At 47.5% G+C, this 19,461-nt stretch carries 22 protein-coding genes; 15 read left to right on the forward strand and 7 right to left on the reverse strand.

What is annotated here, in order from left to right; translation table 11 throughout:
* The 12 genes from ACOCLE_RS01450 to ACOCLE_RS01505 all read left to right on the forward strand — a co-directional run bounded on the left by ACOCLE_RS01450 (nt 1) and on the right by ACOCLE_RS01505 (nt 12,161).
* Nucleotides 1–627: a V-type ATP synthase subunit D gene (locus tag ACOCLE_RS01450; protein ID WP_020581399.1), complete on the forward strand. Its 627-nt coding sequence runs from the start codon at nt 1–3 to the stop codon at nt 625–627.
* A 61-nt stretch (nt 628–688) separates the two neighbouring features.
* Complete coding sequence (locus tag ACOCLE_RS01455; RefSeq protein WP_419535210.1) at nt 689–2,521, forward strand: V-type ATP synthase subunit I; 1,833 nt, start codon at nt 689–691, stop codon at nt 2,519–2,521.
* Nucleotides 2,522–2,523: 2 nt separating this feature from the next.
* A complete protein-coding gene (locus ACOCLE_RS01460; protein WP_066016263.1) occupies nt 2,524–2,973 on the forward strand; it encodes an ATP synthase subunit C in 450 nt (149 codons plus the stop codon).
* A 126-nt stretch (nt 2,974–3,099) separates the two neighbouring features.
* Complete coding sequence (locus ACOCLE_RS01465; RefSeq protein WP_066016262.1) at nt 3,100–3,792, forward strand: hypothetical protein; 693 nt, start codon at nt 3,100–3,102, stop codon at nt 3,790–3,792.
* Nucleotides 3,793–3,898: 106 nt separating this feature from the next.
* Nucleotides 3,899–4,588: a DUF2764 family protein gene (locus ACOCLE_RS01470; RefSeq protein WP_020581395.1), complete on the forward strand. Its 690-nt coding sequence runs from the start codon at nt 3,899–3,901 to the stop codon at nt 4,586–4,588.
* Between the two features lie 75 nt (nt 4,589–4,663).
* Nucleotides 4,664–6,523, forward strand: a complete 1,860-nt coding sequence (locus tag ACOCLE_RS01475) for a V-type ATP synthase subunit A (RefSeq protein WP_419535211.1) — start codon at nt 4,664–4,666, stop codon at nt 6,521–6,523.
* A 237-nt stretch (nt 6,524–6,760) separates the two neighbouring features.
* The gene (locus ACOCLE_RS01480; protein ID WP_419535212.1) at nt 6,761–7,438 is read left to right on the forward strand and encodes a transporter substrate-binding domain-containing protein; all 678 of its coding nucleotides are present in this window, start codon (nt 6,761–6,763) and stop codon (nt 7,436–7,438) included.
* A complete protein-coding gene (locus tag ACOCLE_RS01485) occupies nt 7,439–7,570 on the forward strand; it encodes a transporter substrate-binding domain-containing protein (protein ID WP_419535213.1) in 132 nt (43 codons plus the stop codon).
* A 6-nt stretch (nt 7,571–7,576) separates the two neighbouring features.
* Nucleotides 7,577–8,566 carry an amino acid ABC transporter permease gene (locus ACOCLE_RS01490; protein WP_419535214.1) on the forward strand — a complete coding sequence of 330 codons (990 nt, stop codon included), beginning with the start codon at nt 7,577–7,579 and terminating at the stop codon, nt 8,564–8,566.
* A complete protein-coding gene (locus ACOCLE_RS01495; protein WP_419535215.1) occupies nt 8,550–9,293 on the forward strand; it encodes an amino acid ABC transporter ATP-binding protein in 744 nt (247 codons plus the stop codon). The genes ACOCLE_RS01490 and ACOCLE_RS01495 overlap by 17 nt, the downstream gene beginning before the upstream one ends.
* Nucleotides 9,294–9,671: 378 nt before the next feature.
* On the forward strand, nt 9,672–10,952 hold the full coding sequence (locus ACOCLE_RS01500) for an ISKra4 family transposase (protein ID WP_419532972.1): 1,281 nt from the start codon (nt 9,672–9,674) through the stop codon (nt 10,950–10,952).
* 105 nt (nt 10,953–11,057) lie between these two features.
* Nucleotides 11,058–12,161 (forward strand): SGNH/GDSL hydrolase family protein, encoded by a 1,104-nt coding sequence (locus ACOCLE_RS01505; protein ID WP_419535216.1) that lies wholly within the window; start codon nt 11,058–11,060, stop codon nt 12,159–12,161.
* Between the two features lie 128 nt (nt 12,162–12,289).
* Here ACOCLE_RS01505 and ACOCLE_RS01510 read toward each other — a convergent pair whose 3' ends face one another.
* The gene (locus ACOCLE_RS01510; RefSeq protein WP_419535217.1) at nt 12,290–12,733 is read right to left on the reverse strand and encodes a VanZ family protein; all 444 of its coding nucleotides are present in this window, start codon (nt 12,731–12,733) and stop codon (nt 12,290–12,292) included.
* On the reverse strand, nt 12,694–13,350 hold the full coding sequence (locus ACOCLE_RS01515) for a pseudouridine synthase (RefSeq protein ID WP_419535218.1): 657 nt from the start codon (nt 13,348–13,350) through the stop codon (nt 12,694–12,696). Before ACOCLE_RS01515 ends, ACOCLE_RS01510 begins: the two co-directional genes overlap by 40 nt.
* 200 nt (nt 13,351–13,550) lie before the next feature.
* Here ACOCLE_RS01515 and ACOCLE_RS01520 point away from each other — a divergent pair, with 200 nt between their 5' ends.
* Complete coding sequence (locus ACOCLE_RS01520) at nt 13,551–14,894, forward strand: DASS family sodium-coupled anion symporter (protein WP_419535219.1); 1,344 nt, start codon at nt 13,551–13,553, stop codon at nt 14,892–14,894.
* Nucleotides 14,895–14,934: 40 nt separating this feature from the next.
* Here ACOCLE_RS01520 and ACOCLE_RS01525 read toward each other — a convergent pair whose 3' ends face one another.
* On the reverse strand, nt 14,935–15,210 hold the full coding sequence (locus tag ACOCLE_RS01525; RefSeq protein ID WP_419535220.1) for a DUF2788 domain-containing protein: 276 nt from the start codon (nt 15,208–15,210) through the stop codon (nt 14,935–14,937).
* A 187-nt stretch (nt 15,211–15,397) separates the two neighbouring features.
* Between ACOCLE_RS01525 and ACOCLE_RS01530 the strand changes: the two genes are divergently transcribed.
* Nucleotides 15,398–15,766 (forward strand): hypothetical protein, encoded by a 369-nt coding sequence (locus ACOCLE_RS01530; protein ID WP_419535221.1) that lies wholly within the window; start codon nt 15,398–15,400, stop codon nt 15,764–15,766.
* A gap of 109 nt (nt 15,767–15,875) precedes the next feature.
* Nucleotides 15,876–16,982 carry a hypothetical protein gene (locus ACOCLE_RS01535; RefSeq protein ID WP_419535222.1) on the forward strand — a complete coding sequence of 369 codons (1,107 nt, stop codon included), beginning with the start codon at nt 15,876–15,878 and terminating at the stop codon, nt 16,980–16,982.
* Between the two features lie 2 nt (nt 16,983–16,984).
* Here ACOCLE_RS01535 and ACOCLE_RS01540 read toward each other — a convergent pair whose 3' ends face one another.
* The 4 genes from ACOCLE_RS01540 to ACOCLE_RS01555 all read right to left on the reverse strand — a co-directional run bounded on the left by ACOCLE_RS01540 (nt 16,985) and on the right by ACOCLE_RS01555 (nt 19,431).
* The gene (locus tag ACOCLE_RS01540; RefSeq protein WP_419535223.1) at nt 16,985–17,593 is read right to left on the reverse strand and encodes a DUF416 family protein; all 609 of its coding nucleotides are present in this window, start codon (nt 17,591–17,593) and stop codon (nt 16,985–16,987) included.
* Nucleotides 17,594–17,667: 74 nt separating this feature from the next.
* A complete protein-coding gene (locus ACOCLE_RS01545) occupies nt 17,668–18,195 on the reverse strand; it encodes a hypothetical protein (protein WP_419535224.1) in 528 nt (175 codons plus the stop codon).
* 296 nt (nt 18,196–18,491) lie between these two features.
* Nucleotides 18,492–19,058, reverse strand: a complete 567-nt coding sequence (gene yeiP, locus ACOCLE_RS01550; RefSeq protein WP_419535225.1) for an elongation factor P-like protein YeiP — start codon at nt 19,056–19,058, stop codon at nt 18,492–18,494.
* On the reverse strand, nt 19,012–19,431 hold the full coding sequence (locus ACOCLE_RS01555; RefSeq protein ID WP_419535226.1) for a DUF3301 domain-containing protein: 420 nt from the start codon (nt 19,429–19,431) through the stop codon (nt 19,012–19,014). The genes yeiP and ACOCLE_RS01555 overlap by 47 nt, the downstream gene beginning before the upstream one ends.
* Between the last annotated feature and the right edge of the window lie 30 nt (nt 19,432–19,461).

The following is a 19,461-nucleotide window of genomic DNA, read 5'->3' on the forward strand; positions in this document are numbered from 1 at the left end:
ATGGCCAAGGTAGCTCTCAACAAAAGTTCATTAAACAAAGAGAAGCGCAGTTTAAAGACGTACAACCGTTATCTGCCCGCGCTTGAGCTCAAGCGTCAGCAGCTGATGATGGAACGTAAGAAGGCCGAAGAGGCTCTGGCGGAAACGCGGGAGCACCTGGCTGAAGTGGAGCAGCTGGTTAGACAGCAGCTCCCGATGCTGGCAAGACAGGATGTTCCGGTGGACAACCTGGTGAAGGTGACGGATGTGCGCCTGACCCAGGAAAATATTGTCGGAACATCGGTTCCTCTGGTAGAGCATATTGAAATTGCGCTGACACCATACAGTGATCTGGCCAAACCTCACTGGGTTGATTACCTGGTTGAGCTTCTGCAGCAGATGATTCGCCTGAGAATAGAGCTTCAGGTTCGTCAGCTGCGCCACAAGGAGCTGGACAAGGCGACACGTACTACGTCCCAGCGGGTAAACCTGTTCTCTAAGGTTCTGATTCCACAGACCAAAAAGAACATCCAGAAAATCCAGATCTATATGTCTGACCAGGACAGAGCCAGCGTAATGAACGCCAAGCTCTCCAAGGGCAAGGTTCTGGCCCAGGAAGCCAAAGGAGGTCATTCGCAGGCGGGCTGATATCCGGCTGGTGTCTGGCTCGGTAAGAACCTGACACACACAACCTGCGAAAGCATTGATTATGGCTATTAAACGACTTAAAAAGATCACCCTATACGGGCCCAGTCAGGAGAAGAGCGGCATCCTTAAAGAGCTGCAATCCCTTGGCTGTCTGCATCTGATTCCATTAACCGAGAAACCGGCTGATGTTCAGGTACAGCTTGCGGAAGCCAGTGAAGCGAAAGCGTGGCTGGAGCGCAGTCCAAAGCAGAGAAGGCAGGTTCGTAACTTCCGCGAGCGCAAGGATGCTGCCCGGGTAGACGACATTGTTCATAAGATCCTGGACAATAAGTCCAAGTTCCGTGAGCAGTCCGATATTCGAGACAAGCTGCAGGAGCGTATTCGGGAAGTGCGTCCCTGGGGAGAATTTACTTTTCCTGCCCTGTCAGACCTGAATGGTCAGCGGCTCTGGTTCTATGTTCTGCCCAATGGAGAACTGCCGGCACTGAGAGATTCGCTGAAAGAGTGCGAGCTGCCCTGGGAGCTGATTCACCAGAGCCAGAAAGACAGTTACGTTATTGTCGTCTCTGATCAGGAGCCTGAAGACGTTCTGCTGCCTGTTCATCGTTCTCATGTGGGTAAGATTCCGCTCTCCCGTTTGGAAGAGATGCTGGATGAAGCAGAAGATGCCATCGAAGACCTTCTGGCTGAGCGCGAAGCGCTGACACGCTGGAACTATCTTCTGGATCAGGTACTGGCGGCTCGTCTGGACAGTGCTGATCTGCAGCAGGCCACGAGTGGCACAATGGATGAAGACAGCTTCTTCCTAGTTCAGGGCTGGGTTCCGGTTTCTGAGCAGGCCAATGTTGAAGCCTTCACCGCTGCCCACGGTGTTGCCGCAATATTTGAAGAGCCGACAGCAGACGACAATCCCCCGACGCTGCTGGACAAGCCGGCCGGAACCGGTGGTGGTGCGGATGCCCTTGGGTTCTTCCAAACACCAAACTACCGTGCCTGGGATCCCGGCAATGTGGTGTTTTACTCATTCTCGCTGTTCTTTGCGATGATCATGAGTGACGCCATGTACTGTCTGATTTTTGGACTGATCATCTTCCTGCTCAGAGGCAAGCTCAAGCAGAGTGAAGCCGGTCGTCGTCTGATGAATCTGGCGTACTTTATGTCCGGAGTGGGTATTGTCTGGGGTGTCTTTATCGGTAGTTACTTCGGTGCGGCACCGGACAGTGGAAGTTTCCTGGGTAAGCTGGCCTTCATTGATCTCAATGATTACAACGCCATGATGAAACTGTCGGTGGTGATCGGTGTTTCTCACCTGATCGTTGCCAACGTCATGACGGCGGTGGTGAATCGTGGCTCAAGTTATGCACTGGCCCCATTGGGCTGGGCGAGCTTGATGGGCGGTGGTTTGACGCTGTGGCTGGGCATGACCCGGACATTGCCAGAAGCCTTTGAAACCACGATTGGTCCCGGACTGATGATTGTCGGTGCCCTGCTGGTATTCCTGTTCTCCAGCAGCCGTGAAGTGAAATCTTTCAAGGACCTTATTCTGAGAATGCTGGATGGCCTGAAAGCCGTCTACAACATTACCGGTGCTTTTGGTGATGTGCTCAGTTACATGCGCCTGTTTGCCCTCGGCCTGTCCGGTGCATCCCTGGCCATGACGTTTAACTCTCTGGCCATGGACGTTCTTAATTCCAGCCCCGTTACCGGTGTGCTGTTTGCGGGAATCATTCTGCTGCTGGGCCACCTCCTTAACTTTGCACTTTGCATCATGAGTGGTGTGGTTCACGGCATGCGTCTTAACGTCATTGAATTTGTCAACTGGGGACTGTCTGACGAAGGCTACCCATTCAAAGTCTTTAACCAACGAACAACTTTTAGTAAAGAAGAGGATTAACAATGGATGCACTGATTATCGCACTGGGTTGGGTAGGTGTTTTCGCGCCGGTTGCTCTGGGTGCAGTGGGTTCAGCAATCGGCTGTTCTGTTGCAGGACAGGCTGCCTGTGGTGCGATGCTGGATGTTGAGAGCGGCTACGGTAAGTTCGTCGGTCTTTCGGCCATGCCATCTTCCCAGGTTATTTACGGTATTGTAATCATGTTTACTCTGAGTGGCATCGGCGTCACTCTGGCCAGCGCTCCTGGTCTGTTTGGTATTGGTCTGCTGACTGGTATTGCCCTGATGTACTCTGCTGTGTACCAGGGACAGGCGGTAGCGGCTGCAATCAACGCTTCCAAGAACAAGCCAGAAGTATTTGGCCTCTCTATCGCACCTGCTGCGATTGTAGAAGGCTTTGCGGTATTTGCTTTCGTATTCGCACTGGTAATGGGTCAGGGCATCGCTGCCTGATGATGTGGTGAATGATTGGAACCACAAAGTCACTAGACACAAAGTTTAAAAAATCATTTCTCTGTGGCTTTGTGTCTTTGTGGTGACAAAAACTTACTGGCCTATGAGCAAATACAGGATTAGATAATGAGTACTGCAACTCCTGAAAAACAAACCGGGAAAACCGTTTCCGTCGGTGTTCAGGAACTAATCGAAAAGCTGCGTAACCAGGGCGTCGACAGTGGCCGCCAGGAAGCGAGCAAGATTATTTCTGATGCTGAAGCCAAAGCCGCTGAGATGATCGCGGATGCCGAAAAGCGTGCCAGTGCCATTGTTGGCAAGGCCCGTGAAGAAGCTGATTTTATTACCAAAGCCGGTAAAGAAGCACTGCAGCTGGCTGAGCGAAATGCCATTCTTGAGCTGAAAGACTATCTGCTGGAAAAATTCTCTGACCAGATTCGTGCGGTCGTCAGCCATTCCATGGAAGGCGACAAACTGCTGGAAGAGATGATTCTTGAAGTCGCTGGCCAGAACAACCTGCGTGGCGAAAACAATATCGAAGTGATCCTGCCACGAAAAGTGATTGGTGTGGATGAACTGCGCGATAACCCTGAGCTTCTCAAGGCTGGTGGCCTGCTGGAGTTCGCTATGAAGCGTGCAAGTGAAATGCTTCAGGATGGCGTGACGTTCACCGTTGGTGGTGCAAACCAGAGTGGGATTGCGTTCCGTCTGAAAGACAAGGATATCCAGGTAGAGCTGACCGATGAAGCGGTTGCTGCGGTGCTGCTGAAGCATCTGCAGCCACGTTTCCGTGCCCTGCTTGAAGGCATTATTAAATAAAGTGATGTCAGATCATCGGTAGCCGGGTTTACGGCTGCCGTCTGATCCGGTTTCTCATCCTGAGGACTTGTGTCCTGATGCTTGTCCTGAAATAGAGGAGAATGAGATGGCAGACAATGCCTACTATACCCTGCTGACATCGCTGCCGCATATTGACTCACTGTTTAACAGCAAGATTACGCCTATCTCCCGAATTCAGCTGGATCGTCGTCTGGCCATGCTGTCCACGGAAGATCGTGAAACCCTGGTTAAGGTTGAACAGCTGGTTCACTGGAGCCACCTGGGCGAAGAGATCAAAGAAGAGTATTTGATCAACCTGGCAGAGCGCCTGTTGCAGGAGTTGGACAGCCCTGATCTGAAAGAGCTGGTGAACTGGCGTCTGGATATGCGAACCATTGCTGCTGCCTTGAGACGAAAGGCCAATGGTATACAGGCTCCGACGTCTGCGAAATGGAGTTACGGTAGCCGCTACGCCTACATCCGCCGCAACTGGAATCATCCTACCCTCGGTTTGCAGAATGCATTTCCGTGGATCCCGGTGGCTGTTGAATGCCTGAGCAAAAAAGACTACCTCACGCTGGAAAAAACAGTGATGGAAGCGGTGTGGAACAAGCTGAATGAGCTTGGTGCCAGACATCGTTTTGATTTTGAAGCCGTGGTGATCTATCTGCTTCGCTGGAACCTGGTGGCGCGCTGGACGGCCTACAATGGCGAAGAGGCAGTGGTTCGGTTTAATGAGCTGACCCAGCAGGCATTGGGCGAATTTGCCCACCAATTGCCGGGTTCCCCAGATTAAGCGTCAGCAGTGTCGACTATGACAGAAGTGTCCACAACGACATATAGCTGACGATTTACGACAACGGTTATACACATGACTGAAGAGACAAAAACAGATCTGATGCAACAGGCCTCTGCCCGAGTGGTAGCGGTGATGGGTGATATCATCACCATCGAAAGCATCACTGGCCAGGATGGTGAGAGAAAGCCTCTGGTTAAGAACGAGGTGGTTTACGTGCTGCCAAGTCGTCGCGCCAATGAAGCGGTAGAAGAACAGCTGATGGCTGAAATTCTCCGTGTTCGTGGTAATACTGCTGATATCCAGGTGTTTGAAGAAACCCGTGGTGTCGCTGTAGGAGACATGATCATCCAGACAGGACACATGCTGTCTGTGGATCTGGGGCCTGGTATCCTCAGCATGATCTACGACGGTCTGCAGAACCCACTGGAACGTCTGGCGAATCTGCATGGCCGTTTCCTCCAGCGCGGTGTACAGGTTGAGTCCCTGGATCGAACTCAAAACTGGGCCTTTACCGCCGTTGCTAAAATTGGCGATCGACTTCATGCTGGCCAAACCTTTGGCACGGTGCCGGAAGGTCGCTTTACTCATAAGATCATGATTCCATTTGATACTGTGGGCGAAGTGGAAGTGGTCTGGATCCAGGAAGGTAACTTCTCTGTTGACACTGTGGTGGCTCGGGTTAAGAACCAGAAGGGGGAAGAAATTCCTCTGACCATGTACCAGCGCTGGCCAGTGCGTAAGTCGATTTCTGAAACACTTGCAGCGAAAGGAAAGACCGAGCGCCTCTATCCTAACCAGCCACTGATCACCACCACTCGTATCGTGGATACCTTTTTCCCGATCGCCCGTGGTGGTACCGGCTGTATCCCAGGACCTTTCGGCTCCGGTAAGACCGTACTGCAGCACGGTTTTTCCCGCTACTGCGACGCGGATATCGTAATTGTTACTGCCTGTGGAGAGCGTGCCGGTGAGGTAGTAGAAACCATCGAAGAGTTCCCCCACCTGCAGGATCCGAAGACCGGTGGTGCCCTGATCGACCGTACCGTAATCATCTGTAATACGTCGTCCATGCCGGTAGCTGCCCGTGAGGCATCTATCTACACCGGTCTGACACTGGGTGAGTACTATCGTCAGATGGGTTACAACGTTCTGGCCCTGGCGGATTCTACTTCCCGCTGGGCTCAGGCTATGCGTGAAACCTCTAACCGTCTGGAAGAAATTCCTGGTGAAGAAGGCTTTCCTGCCTATATGGACTCTGCCATCAAGGGTGTTTACGAGCGTTGTGGTGTGGTTCGCAACGAAGATGGTGACGAAGGCTCTCTGACCATGATTGGTTCTGTATCACCTGCCGGTGGTAACTTTGAAGAGCCAGTGACTCAGGCAACCCTGAGTACGGTAAAAGCGTTCCTTGGTCTCTCTTATGACCGCGCTTACAAGCGCTTCTACCCAGCGATTGATTCACTGATTTCCTGGTCTCGTTACCTGGATCAGCTGGAAGACTGGTACTCCAGGAACCTGTCACCAGAGTGGGTCAGTAACGTTAAGGAGATGCAGGAGCTGTTGGTTCGTGGTGACAGCATCAACCAGATGATGCAGGTAACCGGTGAAGAGGGTATCACCCTTGAAGATTACGTGACGTTCCAGAAGTCCTTCATGCTGGACATGGTGTATCTGCAGCAGGATGCTTTTGACGATGTGGACGCTTCCTGCCCAATCAATCGTCAGCAGGAAAACTTTGACCTGGTGGTCAGTCTGATTCGCCAGCAGTACAACTTCAGTGACAAAGAAGAAGTGCGTGATTACTTCATCAAGCTGACAGGTCTGTTCAAGAACATGCACTATGCGCATCATGGATCCCCTGAGTACAACAACTACATGAACCGTATTCAGGAGCTTCGCAGCCAGCACGCAATGGGAGCTCTGGCTGCATGATGCTGCATTGTTAAATAGCTTGAACCCAGAACTGCCGGTTATGCCGGCAGTTTTTTTATGTGCGGTTTTTGATTCAGGCTCTGGTCAAAAACGACAGGGTATGTACAATGCAGAATGTTTCCTCGTGTAACTGGTTTAAATTCGAGGGTAAAGCGGCCAGGGATTAGCCGTACATAACGATAAAAAAAGTTCTGGCACCAGAAAGTACAGGATTTCTGGTTGCGGACAGGAGTTATAATGAAAAAAATGACCGCTATGCTGGCATTTCTGCTGGCGTTCAGTTCCTCAATTTTTGCCTCTTATAACCCGATATGGGAAGAGTCTACGCTTAACAAGATCATGGAGCGCAAAGTGCTGCGTGTCGGCCTTGATGCTGGTTATATGCCATTCGAAATGACCAACAAGCAGGGTAAAATCGTCGGCTTTGATGTGGACGTTGCCCGCCAGATGGCTAAGTCCATGGGCGTAGAGCTGGAAATTGTTAATACTGCATGGGATGGCATTATTCCGGCACTGGTGACGGATAAGTTCGACATTATCATGTCCGGTATGACCCTGACTTCCCAGCGTAATCTGCAGATTAACTTTGCCAATCCCTATATTGTCATTGGCCAGAGTGTATTGCTGCGCAATGGCCTGGAAGGTGAAATCAAGTCTTACAAGGATCTGAATAATCCAAAATATACTGTGGTTTCAAAACTGGGTACTACTGGCGATCTGGCGGCCAAACGTTACCTGAGCAAAGCCAAACTGAGACTGTTTGAAACCGAATCTGAAGGTGCCATCGAAGTTGTGAATGGCAAGGCAGATGCATTTATCTATGACCTGCCGTTTAATGCGGTCTATTCCAGCCAGAATCCAGGCAAACTGGTTCACTTGGATACCCCCTTTACCTATGAGCCTCTGGCCTGGTGAGTGCGCAAAGGCGATCCGGATTTCGTTAACTGGTTGAATAACTTCCTGACCCAGATTCAGGGCGACGGTACTTACGATAAAATTTACGCTAAGTGGTTCGAAAGTTCCGCATGGCAAAAGACCCTGAAGTAATAGCTGATGCTGCAGGGTAAACCCGTGAAAGGCCAGCCTTTGCAAATGGAAAAGCAGCCAAACCAGGTTCTCTGGAATCTGGTCTTTGCTGCCATATTGCTGCTGTTGGGTCTGGGTATCTACAAGTCCAGTCAAGCGATTGACTACATCTGGCGCTGGGATCGAATTCCCCAGTACATTGTTTATCAGGCCCACGATGAGCTTCGTGCGGAGTTTGATGGCACCATAGAAAGTAATGAAAGAGGAGAGCTGACCCTCGTTAATGATAGTGACGACAGTGAGCGTGTTACTGTTGCCGGTTATCAGGAAATTGCTATTGGGGACGGTGATCTGATCTTCGAAGGCGATCTTCTGGCGGTTAACTATCACTGGCAGCCAGGACCGATAGCCAATGGGCTCTGGATGACCATCAAGCTCTCACTGGTGTCGATTGTTTTCGCCATTCTTCTTGGTGCTCTGGCGGGGCTGGCTCGGATATCTCCTAATCCGGCACTGCGGCACTTTGCGACCGTCTACGTTGAGCTGGTGAGGGGAACGCCCCTGCTGGTGCAAATATTCATTGTCTATTTCTTTATTGGCACCGTGATGGATCTGGAGCGATTCACCGCAGGCGTGGTGGCGCTGTCCGTATTCACTGGGGCTTATGTGGCAGAAATCATCCGGGCAGGCATTGAGTCGATCAGCCGGGGACAGATGGAGGCAGGACGAAGTCTGGGAATGAGCCGTGGTATGACCATGCGGTATATCATTCTGCCGCAGGCTTTCAAGAGGGTGCTTCCGCCACTGGCAGGCCAGTTCATCAACTTGATCAAGGACTCCTCACTGGTGTCCGTTATCTCACTCACGGACCTTACCAAGGCTGGAAGAGAAGTGGTGAGTGTGACATTCAGCCCGTTTGAAGTGTGGTTCAGTGTTGCCTTGCTGTACCTGGTTCTGACAGCCACGCTTTCCTGGCTGGTTCGTCGTTTGGAGGTGAGATATGCCGTCAGAGACTGAAGCCATTATTCAGGCGACCGGGGTTGAGAAAGTTTATCCCAACGGCGTGCATGCACTGAAGAATATTCATCAGAATATTCAGGAAGGTGAGGTCGTCGTGGTCATTGGCCCCAGTGGTTCTGGTAAGTCGACATTCCTGAGAACTCTGAATCAGCTGGAAACTATTAATGATGGAGAGATCGTTGTTGATGGCATCTCTCTGACCACTCCCGGAGATGTGAATAAGCTCCGGGAAGAGGTGGGAATGGTTTTCCAGTCGTTTAATCTGTTTCCTCACCTGTCAGTAATGGACAACATCTGCCTGGCTCCCATGAAGGTTCGTGGAATCAGTCGTACTGAAGCAGAAGAACGGGCAAAAGCCCTTCTGCTGAAAGTAGGGTTGTCGGATAAGGCTGCCAGCTTTCCTCCGCAACTGTCGGGTGGACAGCAGCAGCGGGTTGCCATTGCCAGAGCACTGGCAATGCAGCCTCGAATTATGCTGTTTGATGAACCCACCAGTGCGCTTGATCCGGAAATGGTCGGTGAAGTTCTGGATGTTATGAAACAGCTGGCCAAAGAGGGGATGACCATGGTGGTGGTTACCCACGAAATGGGGTTTGCGCGGGAAGTGGCTGATCGTGTCCTGTTTATGGATGGAGGTGAACTATTGGTTGATAGTGAACCAAATACCTTTTTTGATACACCGGAAAATGAGCGGTTGAAGACTTTTTTAAGTCAGGTAATTTAAAAAAACTCACTGTTTTTGTTGTTATATTAAACGACAAATATCATCCGAACTTTCATTGGTAGCAATCCTGATCTAGGGCTACCTTCACTCTTGTTAAGGGTGAATTCAGGATTGTTACAATGAGATTTTTTCCGAAGGGGTGTTGTTTTTTAGTTATTGTTTCTTTCTGCTTTTTCTTCCCCCAACGGTCATTTTCTGATGAAACTCCTGGCTTGATTCATATCGATAATCTATTGGTGTTTGGAGATAGTGTTTCTGATGGTAATGGTCCGTTTTCAACATGGAAATTATTAAAGGGTGCTCTCTCTGAATGATTGAAACAATAGTGCTCTATTTTCACAGCTACTATGGGAACACCACTCATAATAGTTAACTGTCATGCCCGCTTCTGTTATTTCCAGCTCTACCAAAAGCATCGTTTTGCAAATTGAAGTTTCTATAGATTCAGGCAACATGCTGAATCTTGAAGATAGTTTACAGCGTGCACTCAATGAAGCCGGGCAGCTTGGAACAAAAGAGTTATTGGGGCTATTTGAATCACCCAATAAAGAACCTATCGTCGTTAATCAGCAGAAGTGGAACTACAAAGGAAAGGTTCTTAAGCACTATGAAACCTTATACGGTCGTATACCTTTGGAGCGCTCCGTATATCAGGGTGTCAGAGGTGGCAGTACTCTGGCAGCACTTGATCTTCGTGCCGGTATTATTGGTTCAGCTACCCCCAAATTTGCCAAGTCTATCGCCTGGAAATACAGCCAGATGCCAGCGCCTGCGGTAAAAGAAGATTTTGAGACCAACCATCAAAGGACGCTTTCAAATTCTTATATCAAGCATTTATCGGACAGAGTAGGTGCATTAATTGAAGACCAGCAAGACACTCACTACCACCTTCCTCCACTAAAAGAGCCTGTTGAAACAATAGCCATTGGTCTGGATGGAACCTGCATGCTGCTTTGTGAAGAAGGCTGGAGGGAAGCCATGTGTGGGACATTGAGCCTATATTCTGCAGATGGAGACAGGCTCCACACGATATATACAGCCAGTTCGCCAGAGTATGGTAAACAAAGCTTTATGAGCAAGCTCGACGAGGAGATTGCAGATCTAAAACGACTCTACCCAAATGCCACATACATCGGGGTAGCTGACGGGGCTAGAGAAAACTGGAGTTATTTGAAACAACATACCTCTGGGCAGATACTCGATTTTTATCATGCATCTGAATATTTAGCTGGAGCAGCGGAAGCACTGTTTCCAACCAGTAAGGCGAAGCGACACCAGTGGCTTGAAGACAGGCTACATAGTTTGAAAAACAAGCGTGGAGCAGCCAAAAAAATCCTTCAGGAAATTGAATCAGCCGAGCTCCCGAAAAAGACAATCGCACTGACAGAGAAGCGCTACAAAGCTGTGAGCTATTTTACAAACAATCACCAGTTAATGAATTATCATCAGGCGCTTAAACGCCATTGGCCAATAGGTTCAGGAGTTACTGAAGCGGCTTGTAAGACTCTGGTAAAGCAACGATTATGTGGTTCTGGAATGAGGTGGAAAGCAACAGGAGCGGAAGTGCTTTTGACAACAAGAGCACTGATCCAGAGTAAGGGGCGCTGGGAACAACTTTGGTCTGAGTTCATGACTGGAAAGGTTGAAGCTAACCTATGAGTCAGTTATCAAATTGAGAGAGCACCCTTATTAAACACGTTGAAGGGGCACACCGTTGATGGCAAGCCGATGCTCAACCTCTTGCCATTTATGAATAATGCATTGATGCAGAATGTTCCAGGCTATGCAACGGCCATTCACTTGCATTGGATTCGAACAAGGCTTCTGGATATTGAAAAAGATGCCTTAATGGCTTTTCTGGATTTCACCAAAGAGTTGCCTATCCCCATTCTTCCTGACCCCAAATACTATCTCAAAGGTATGTTCACCGGAGGTGATGAATTCAAAGGTGTCTGGCCAGACTATCTTCACCATATGCTAGGTGCCAGTCTTGATAATCGGGCAATGGCTGGTAGCTGGACATTATGTGCACCTCAAAAGCTTGATCACTTGAGTGAGGTTGTTCACATTGCCTCTGGAGCCGAAGATGCTGTGGAAGACTTTGTATCCGGTAGCCTCGTTCCACCCTGTGAGGGGTTGATTATTAGTGGCTGGTCTCAGGGTAACCTCAAATTTAATGACTCAAACTCATTGGTTATGTTTTTTAACAGTGCTAATGATTACTTGAGTGGTTGGCCAGATTCTATGGAAGTTGTCGATAAATATGTTTCTGATGTGACTCGTCTGATCAGGTTGGGTGCCAAATATATCGTGGTTATCAATCTGCCCGATATTAATTTGACCCCAAGGTATCAGTCGGCACCAGAATCGGTACGAGCCTGGATGGCCAATACGGTTCAGGAAAATAATAATGAGTTGAAGGCTTCTCTCCAATTGGTTAGAGAGCGGTATAAGGAGACTCAAATTATTGAACTGGATGCGGCAACGATGATGAACCAGCTCCTTTCTGGTGCAGCAGAGCATGGAGTGATTACCGATAAGCCCTGTCTTGGCGTAACAGCAGGGCTTCCAAATATTAATGCCCATAAAGAGAAATTTGGCATAAGCCTTGTCGACCGGATTATTAATAACCCATCTCTTGCCGATGCAGCTCAAGTCGCATCGCATGTGAGTCAGGGGAAGGAGGTACCTGTTTGCTCAAATCCGGATAAACACTTCTTTTTTGATACGGTTCACCCCTCTGCTCATACCCATTATGAAATTGCAGTCTATGCCTGCAATATTCTAAAAAGTAATGGCTTTGCCTGCTCTGTGAATGCCAATCAACCTTTGGTGACTGCACCTGCACCCATTGCTAACTGGCAGTGATAATAAATATCTAGTCAGTATTGATGAATTTTTCTTTTAGAGGAGCTGACAACGGCAGAATCATGTTTAATGTGTAATGGACTTTGCGTTTTAGAGGAATTGACTGAATAACGGGCCCATAGGGTTTGTTATCTCTCTTTAAACTCCCAGCGAAGTCTCAATATAGGGATTCTTTTCCACATAGGGATTAGAATCCAATAAATGCAGATACCAATACAGTTAGCGACGATATCCCAAAAAGATGGATGACGGTAATCTGTGAGGGATTGCAGACTTTCAATCCAGATACCATAGAGAGCTGCAATAGTCGCTTTTTTAACGTTAAAACTGTCTTGATAACAAAAAGCATCAATGAGTCCGGCAATAACCAAAAAAGCAAAAAAGTGGGCAATTTTGTCGGCAGCGACAGGCAGCTTCCAGAAAGTCAGGTCAATGCCTCTGATATTGTCTATGGGTAATAGGGATAAAATAGTAATTGCAATAAGGGTTATGGCCAGTGCCCCTTGGCTGGCCGGTAAATAATACTGAAGGATTATCGCTTCCAGCGAGGTCGTTTTCCTGAGGTTTTCCACTTCGCACTGTTGGATTTATTATTGATGAGCTTGTCTTTCAGTGAAGCAGGAATTTCCAGCTCTCGCCAATGGCCAGGCTCAAGCTTATCAATTTCCCAAGGACCAATCTGACTTCGAATTAACCTGAGAGTGGGGTGACCGATAGCGGCAGTCATTCTTCTGACCTGACGGTTCCTGCCTTCCCTGATTGTTAACTTCAGCCAGCAATCCGGTATCGATTTTCTTTCACGTATGGGCGGTTCTCTATCCCAAACATCAGGAGAATCAATGAGTTCTGCCTGTGCCGGTAGAGTAGGTCCATCGTTTAGAACTACTCCGGTGCGAAGACGGTCTAAGGCTTGAGAGTCGGGGATTCCTTCAACCTGTACCCAGTATGTTTTGGGCATCTTGTGCTTCGGAGAGGCAATCAGGTTTTGCAACTGACCATTGTTGGTCAGTAATAAGAGCCCTTCACTATCTCTATCCAGTCTACCGGCTGGATAGATGCCAGGTATATCAATGAAATCTTTCAGGGTTTTCCGCCCTTCCTGATCCGTGAACTGGGTCAGGACCCCGTAGGGTTTATTGAAAAGGAGTAATCGGCTTTTTTGACCAGCACGTAAAACGGAAGCCTGCATGGTTAATCACTGATGAGAAAAGTCAGAATTATAAATGCAGTAAGTCCTGTCTACTAGACTGTGGCCAAAAACCATACTTTTTAAAGGGGATTATTATGAGTACACCACCAGCAAGTACTGAACATTTACGGCAGCAGGGTACTGACCTGAAATCCGTGTTCAGGTATATGGCTCCGTTGTTGATGGGTTGGGGGCTGTGGATGCTACCTGCACCGGCTGGTCTGGATCTTCAGGGCTGGCACATGCTGATTATTTTTTTCAGTACCCTGCTTGGGGTGATGGTTACACCAATGCCGATGTCTGCAACCACATTAATTGGAGTGACAGCCCTGGGCCTGACTGAAACACTGACACTCAAACAGGCACTGGCAGGTTATGGTGACCCTGTTACCTGGCTGGTGGTGCTCGCGTTTTTTATTTCTCACGGCTTTATTAAAACGGGTCTGGGGTTAAGGATTGCCTATTACTTCATGCGCTTAATGGGTAAGAAAACGTTGACCCTAGGGTATGGGCTTACCTTGACGGATGCCCTTCTGGCTCCAGCGATGCCAAGTACTACTGCGCGGGCGGGTGCTGTTGTTTATCCCATCATGCAATCTATTGCGAATGTTTATGACAGTAAGCCGGGGGCTTCGGCTAACAGGATGGGGGCCTTTCTGGTCATGATTGTCTTTCACGCCAATGCTATTACCAGCACCATGTTCCTGACGGGGATGGCAGGTAATCCGCTGGTGGCGAAACTGGCTGGTACTCAGGGTATTGAGCTTAGTTGGGCCACATGGGCATTAGGGGCCCTATTACCCGGTGTTGTTTGTTTGATTTTGATGCCTTTGTGCTTATACCGAATAACTCCACCTGAATTGAAAGAAACGCCGATGGCCGTCAATGTAGCAAGGGAAGAACTGAAACGCCTTGGCTCATTAACTCGGGATGAGTGGATTATGGCAGGCACATTTGCAACCCTTCTTCTGCTGTGGATTTTTGGCAATAAACTCGGCTTTTCGGCCACCTTGGTCGCTATGGTTGGTGTTTGCATCCTGCTTTTAACTGGAGTGCTTGACTGGGATGACGTTCGCGGAAATAAAGGCGCCTGGGATACCATGATCTGGTTTGGGGCATTTATTACCATGGCCTATTACTTAAGTGACTTTGGTGTAGTGAGTTATGTCAGCGAGCGGGTTGGGGGGCTATTTAGTGGATTACCAGCCTGGCTGACAATGATCAGTATTTGTGCTTTGTACTATTTTTTTCACTACTTCTTTGCTGCATCCACAGCTCAAATCAGTGCCATGTACGCGAGCTTCCTGTTAATTATGCTAAGTGCTGGTGTTCCCCCTCTGGGTGGAGCGCTTATGCTTGCTTATATGAGTAATATTTGTGCGGTGGTGACCCATTATGGCAATGGACCCGCCCCAATACTCTATGGGGCGGGGTATATACCGCTTCTTACCTGGTGGAAGGCAGGGCTGATGATGAGCGTTGTGTACCTGTTGGTTTGGCTTGGCCTGGGAAGTGCCTGGATGTCATGGCTGGGATACCTTTGATATTTCCAGCTTCAGGGGGAGGAATAAACCCTACCCCCTGTTAAAGAATGATTTCAACCAGAAATGTCTTGATAAGAAAACCGAGTACCCCAAGCCCAAGAGCACCAAAAAGTACGAACGTCCCCCATTTACCTGCATTGGATTTTTTCGCCAAGTCATAAACAATAAAGGCCATAAATACTACCAGCCCCCCGATAAGAACCTGCATCATCAGGGCTTCGAATTCAGCAACGTCCATTGAACCTCCCACTACATTGCCGACATTGTAGGCATTTTGTGCACGGCTAGCCAACTGCTGCTGGAAATGGGTGCTCATACCCCCCTGCTATCCGCATCATTTATCAAACAAAAGAGGGAACTCCTCGTTCACTCTGATGTGTAAGACCGTTGAAAGCCAGGTTTGAAGGTAAAATGGCCTTTCCTCTACATAGTTTCGGATTAAGACCGATATAGGTATCCAGAGAGCTTCAAAATGATCTGAACAATGGCTATCGGGGGCGGGCATGGCAGTCAAACTCAAGCTGGTTGACATCACCAAGCTGAAGAAATCCAATTATCTGGCTTCTGCAGCATCGAAAGCAGCTATTCGCGAGGCCAAAGAGCTGTTGGATAAACAAGAAGAGTTTATGAAAAACGGCGGAATGGATCGGCAAAAGCTCCGCGCTTTTATTAATAGTGACTACTGGACTTCCCGGCAAAAGCAGAAAGCCAGGGAAGAGCTGCTCAGCTTCCATAGTGAATTAAAAAATAACATGGCTCATGAGGCCTCTGTCAAAAGGAAAGAGCTGCAAAAAGCCAGCCGTATTTTGAATCAAGGAAAAGCCAAAACCAAGAAAGCACCCGTGAAAAGAAAACGGTCTGGTTTTGTATAGCATTCACTCTCAAAAGAGGCTTAACCAAAAAGAACTGTCTTGTAAAAAGCAGTAATTACAGGGGGGACGGTTTAAATAAAAACTACTGTTTTTCAGGGATGAGGACAGCATGAATCCGGTTAATGGGGTAACAACAAATAATGGAGTAACCACGCTTAATCCTGCTGACATGAGTCAGCAGGATTTTATCTCTGCGGTCTACCTGGAACGTGGGGAGATGCTGGACTCAGAAGTTCGTAGAATTATTGATGAAATTGATAAAAGCAATCAGTATGTAGACGCAATCAATACACTGATCGGTAAGGCTAATGTTGCCGAGTATGGGACGACAACCTATGCCGCACCAACATGGACGACAAATGGAGGTAACGTCGTTCTTGATAATGGTTACGGGCTCAACGTTCAGCCTGACGGTAATGGTGGAACCACATTCACTATTTTGGATGCCGAGGGGAATCAGTTAATTTATCAAAACCAGACTCTGATTCCTGTCCCCGCCGGAACAACTGTTGATGCCTTAGAAGTGGGTATTCCGGTCATGAGTGATATGACATTTATTCTGGATGATGGGACTGAAATTACATTTCAGACAGGCACACCTGATACACCATTTAACACCACAGACTTTTCCGGTGGCCTGGCTGATATTACCACCATCACAATCACTCGTGGTAATCAGGGACTCACTATAACGGATGTTGATACCGCATCACCGACGATAGGCACGGCAAACCTGAATGGAACTACTCTTGATGCCAATAGCAATGATGGTTATGTATTGCTGGAAGCAGGTGGCATGCATGCCTGGGAGTATGATGGTTCAGGAACTGGAAGCATTAGTGAGACGAACCCTAATGATGCAAATGAACAGATAACGGGTTACTTTGGACGGAAACTGGCTTTTGAAGCAGATCTTACCGCTGAGTTTACTGGTTCCATTCCTTTCATGACGCAGAAAGAGATTGATCTGCTAACAGAAGAGTTAAGAATTACTTATGGTGATGCCAGTGGTACGGGGCAACTGACCCAGGAGGAGTGGGTTGCATTAAAGGAAAGCCTTATTAATGCCCGTGATAACCTGAATGGTAGTAGTCAGCTCCAGACGGTTCAGTTGCAAAGGGCGATGACAACGTATAATCAAAATTATGAAGCAATGTCCAACGCCCAGCAAAAAATATACTCATTACTCCGAGATATTATATCCAACGTTAAATAGAGTTATTCAAGGCTTATGCCTAATTGGCTTACGCCATCATTAGCAGAAAATAGCCGTAGTTCTCTCGAGAATTCCTTCGACTGCTTTTGCTGTTGGCTGATCGTACTGATCAGCTCACTAATGAAGCTCAACTGCACTTCGAACAGTTCATGTTCTTCAATATACTGAGTGAGTTCAGTTCCTTTCAGTTCAGAGGCTTCCGTATATTTGATGAATTTTCCGATAGTGCTGAGTGACAGGGTCAGTGCGCTAGCCGCTTCGTCTATAGATGCTTTCATAGCACAGTGAATGGCACAATGAAGCCCAACCGAAAAATCCAGCGCAGGTTGAACACCAAACATATCAAAGTCGTCAATAGCTGGCGTATTTTCGTCCAGACGCTCAAGTAATCGTTCGAAGTTTTTTGAGGATTGCCGCCCTGATACATAATCCCACAGCATGTTAAGACAGTGCCTTACCTCTTCAGGAGCTCCAAACTCAGTCAATTCTGAAAACAAGGCAAAATTGGGCCAGGCTCTTTCAGTAGCAGCAGTGGCTAATGCGGTCAGTTGCCAGGGGGTGAGAGATTCAATTTGTCGGTAGTATTGAGTATACAGTTTGCGGGTGTTCAATGACTAATACCATTTGAAATGATGCCGCTGGGAGTTTACCAGCTCTTGTCCAAAGCGGCATCATCAATCATAGGCTATAAGGACCATTTAAATTGCAGTTGAACTGAATCGAAGTCATAGCTTGAATTGAGTTCTACAGAACCACCATCAGACAGACAGCTGGCAGCACTGATGTTACCTGTTTTAAGCCGCAGGTCACCACAGTCACCGAAAGAGTAACGGGTATTCTTTTTAATAAAGTCGACACCCTCTCTGACACTGTCTCCCAGACCGACGCTGTCTAACCCGTAAAGAATGGCAGTTCCTGCCACTTGATTGCGAACTTTATCTGGATCATCAATGGTTTTATAAAAGAATGAACCAACACGGTCTTCATTGCTTTTTCTATTTTCTTTGAAAGAAAACTCAGTTTTTTTCTCATCACTTTGCATTGATGAAGATTTATGAGAATGAGAAAAAGAAGCGATATCTTCTGAATAGCGTGTGCCATAACCAGTTGAGGCAATCAGGTTTTGATCAGCATAAAGATATGAAGCAAAGCTCAAAGCCAGAGTTAGATTAATTGCTCTAATTATATTTTGAGTAAAAATCTGAGTATTCATGGCAATATTCCTTTTGCTATATCATTTATGTTTTGATCATTTCTGTCTCCAGAAGCGTGGATTTAGAATTTGAATTAATTATCTAATTTTTTAAATAACCAGAATTCAATTAGCTAACGTAAAATGACAAAATGCATTAACGTCACAATCTAATTGTAGATAGACGATTGAATTTAGTAACTAAAACAAAAGTATTATATTTCGAATAATTATATTTTTTTTAAATGTTTGATTATCTGGAGAAAATAAGGGGCTAAATAGTTTTCCAGAGATAGCCCCTGGAAAACTGTTCAAAGTCAGGCTCGTGACATGAATTTTCCGGTTTCTGTATTAATCTTAATAACTTCGCCATTACTGAGATATTCCGGTACCTGAACTTCAAGACCGGTACTAACTCGTGCAGGCTTTGTTCTTGCCGCTGCCGAAGCCCCTTTAATACTTGGAGCTGTATCGACAATCTCCAAGGCTACTGATGCAGGCAGGTCAATTGCCAGCAACTGACCGTCGACGAGAAGTGCCGTCAGGCCTTCCATATTGTCGGCAATATAGAGAAGCTGATCCTCAATTGTACTGGCATTCACAAGATACTGGGAATAGTCCTCTGAATCCATAAAAGTACACTCATTTCCTTCTCGGTAAAGGAGAGTGACGGCTCTTCTCTGTAAATCCACATCTGCCAGAAGAATATCCCCTGTCAGTGTCTGTTCGAGTTTCTGGCCACCGGGAACAGAGTTGAAACGAACCTTGTAAAGGGTTTGAGCTCCCCGGGCAGATGGGCTTTTCGCCTCTACCTGACGAACCTGATAGTACTGGCCTTCAATGTCTACTATCTGGCCTTTTTTCAGTTCTCGAGCGTAAGGCATCGGATTCCTCAGAATAACTGTTGTGCATATATAATCGGTTGGATTGGTGATTGCTCTGGTCCGAATTACTGTGATCCGGATAATCAAGCTCAAGCATCAGAAGTCGTTGACCGGATAACCGGACAAAACCATTTTCCCGTGTCTGTCCATCAAAGGTGAATTCAAACCGGAAAGATCGTTCAATAACCATTTGACCTGAAGAACCGCGTGAGAGCCTGCTTCGATAGCGAATTACCGAGTCATCCAGAAATTGCACATTCATGTCTCGGCAGGCCTTTTTGCCGTGGGCTACTGCAGTCTCTTTTGCCTTGGCTGTATCAAACCAGTAATAGAGAAAGATAAAAAGTAGTGTCAGCCAGAGTAAAGCATCCATGAGTGTATTTTAAATTGATTATTGCTGGTA

Source organism: Endozoicomonas sp., from assembly GCF_965196975.1.
Taxonomy (GTDB): Bacteria; Pseudomonadota; Gammaproteobacteria; order Pseudomonadales; family Endozoicomonadaceae; genus Endozoicomonas.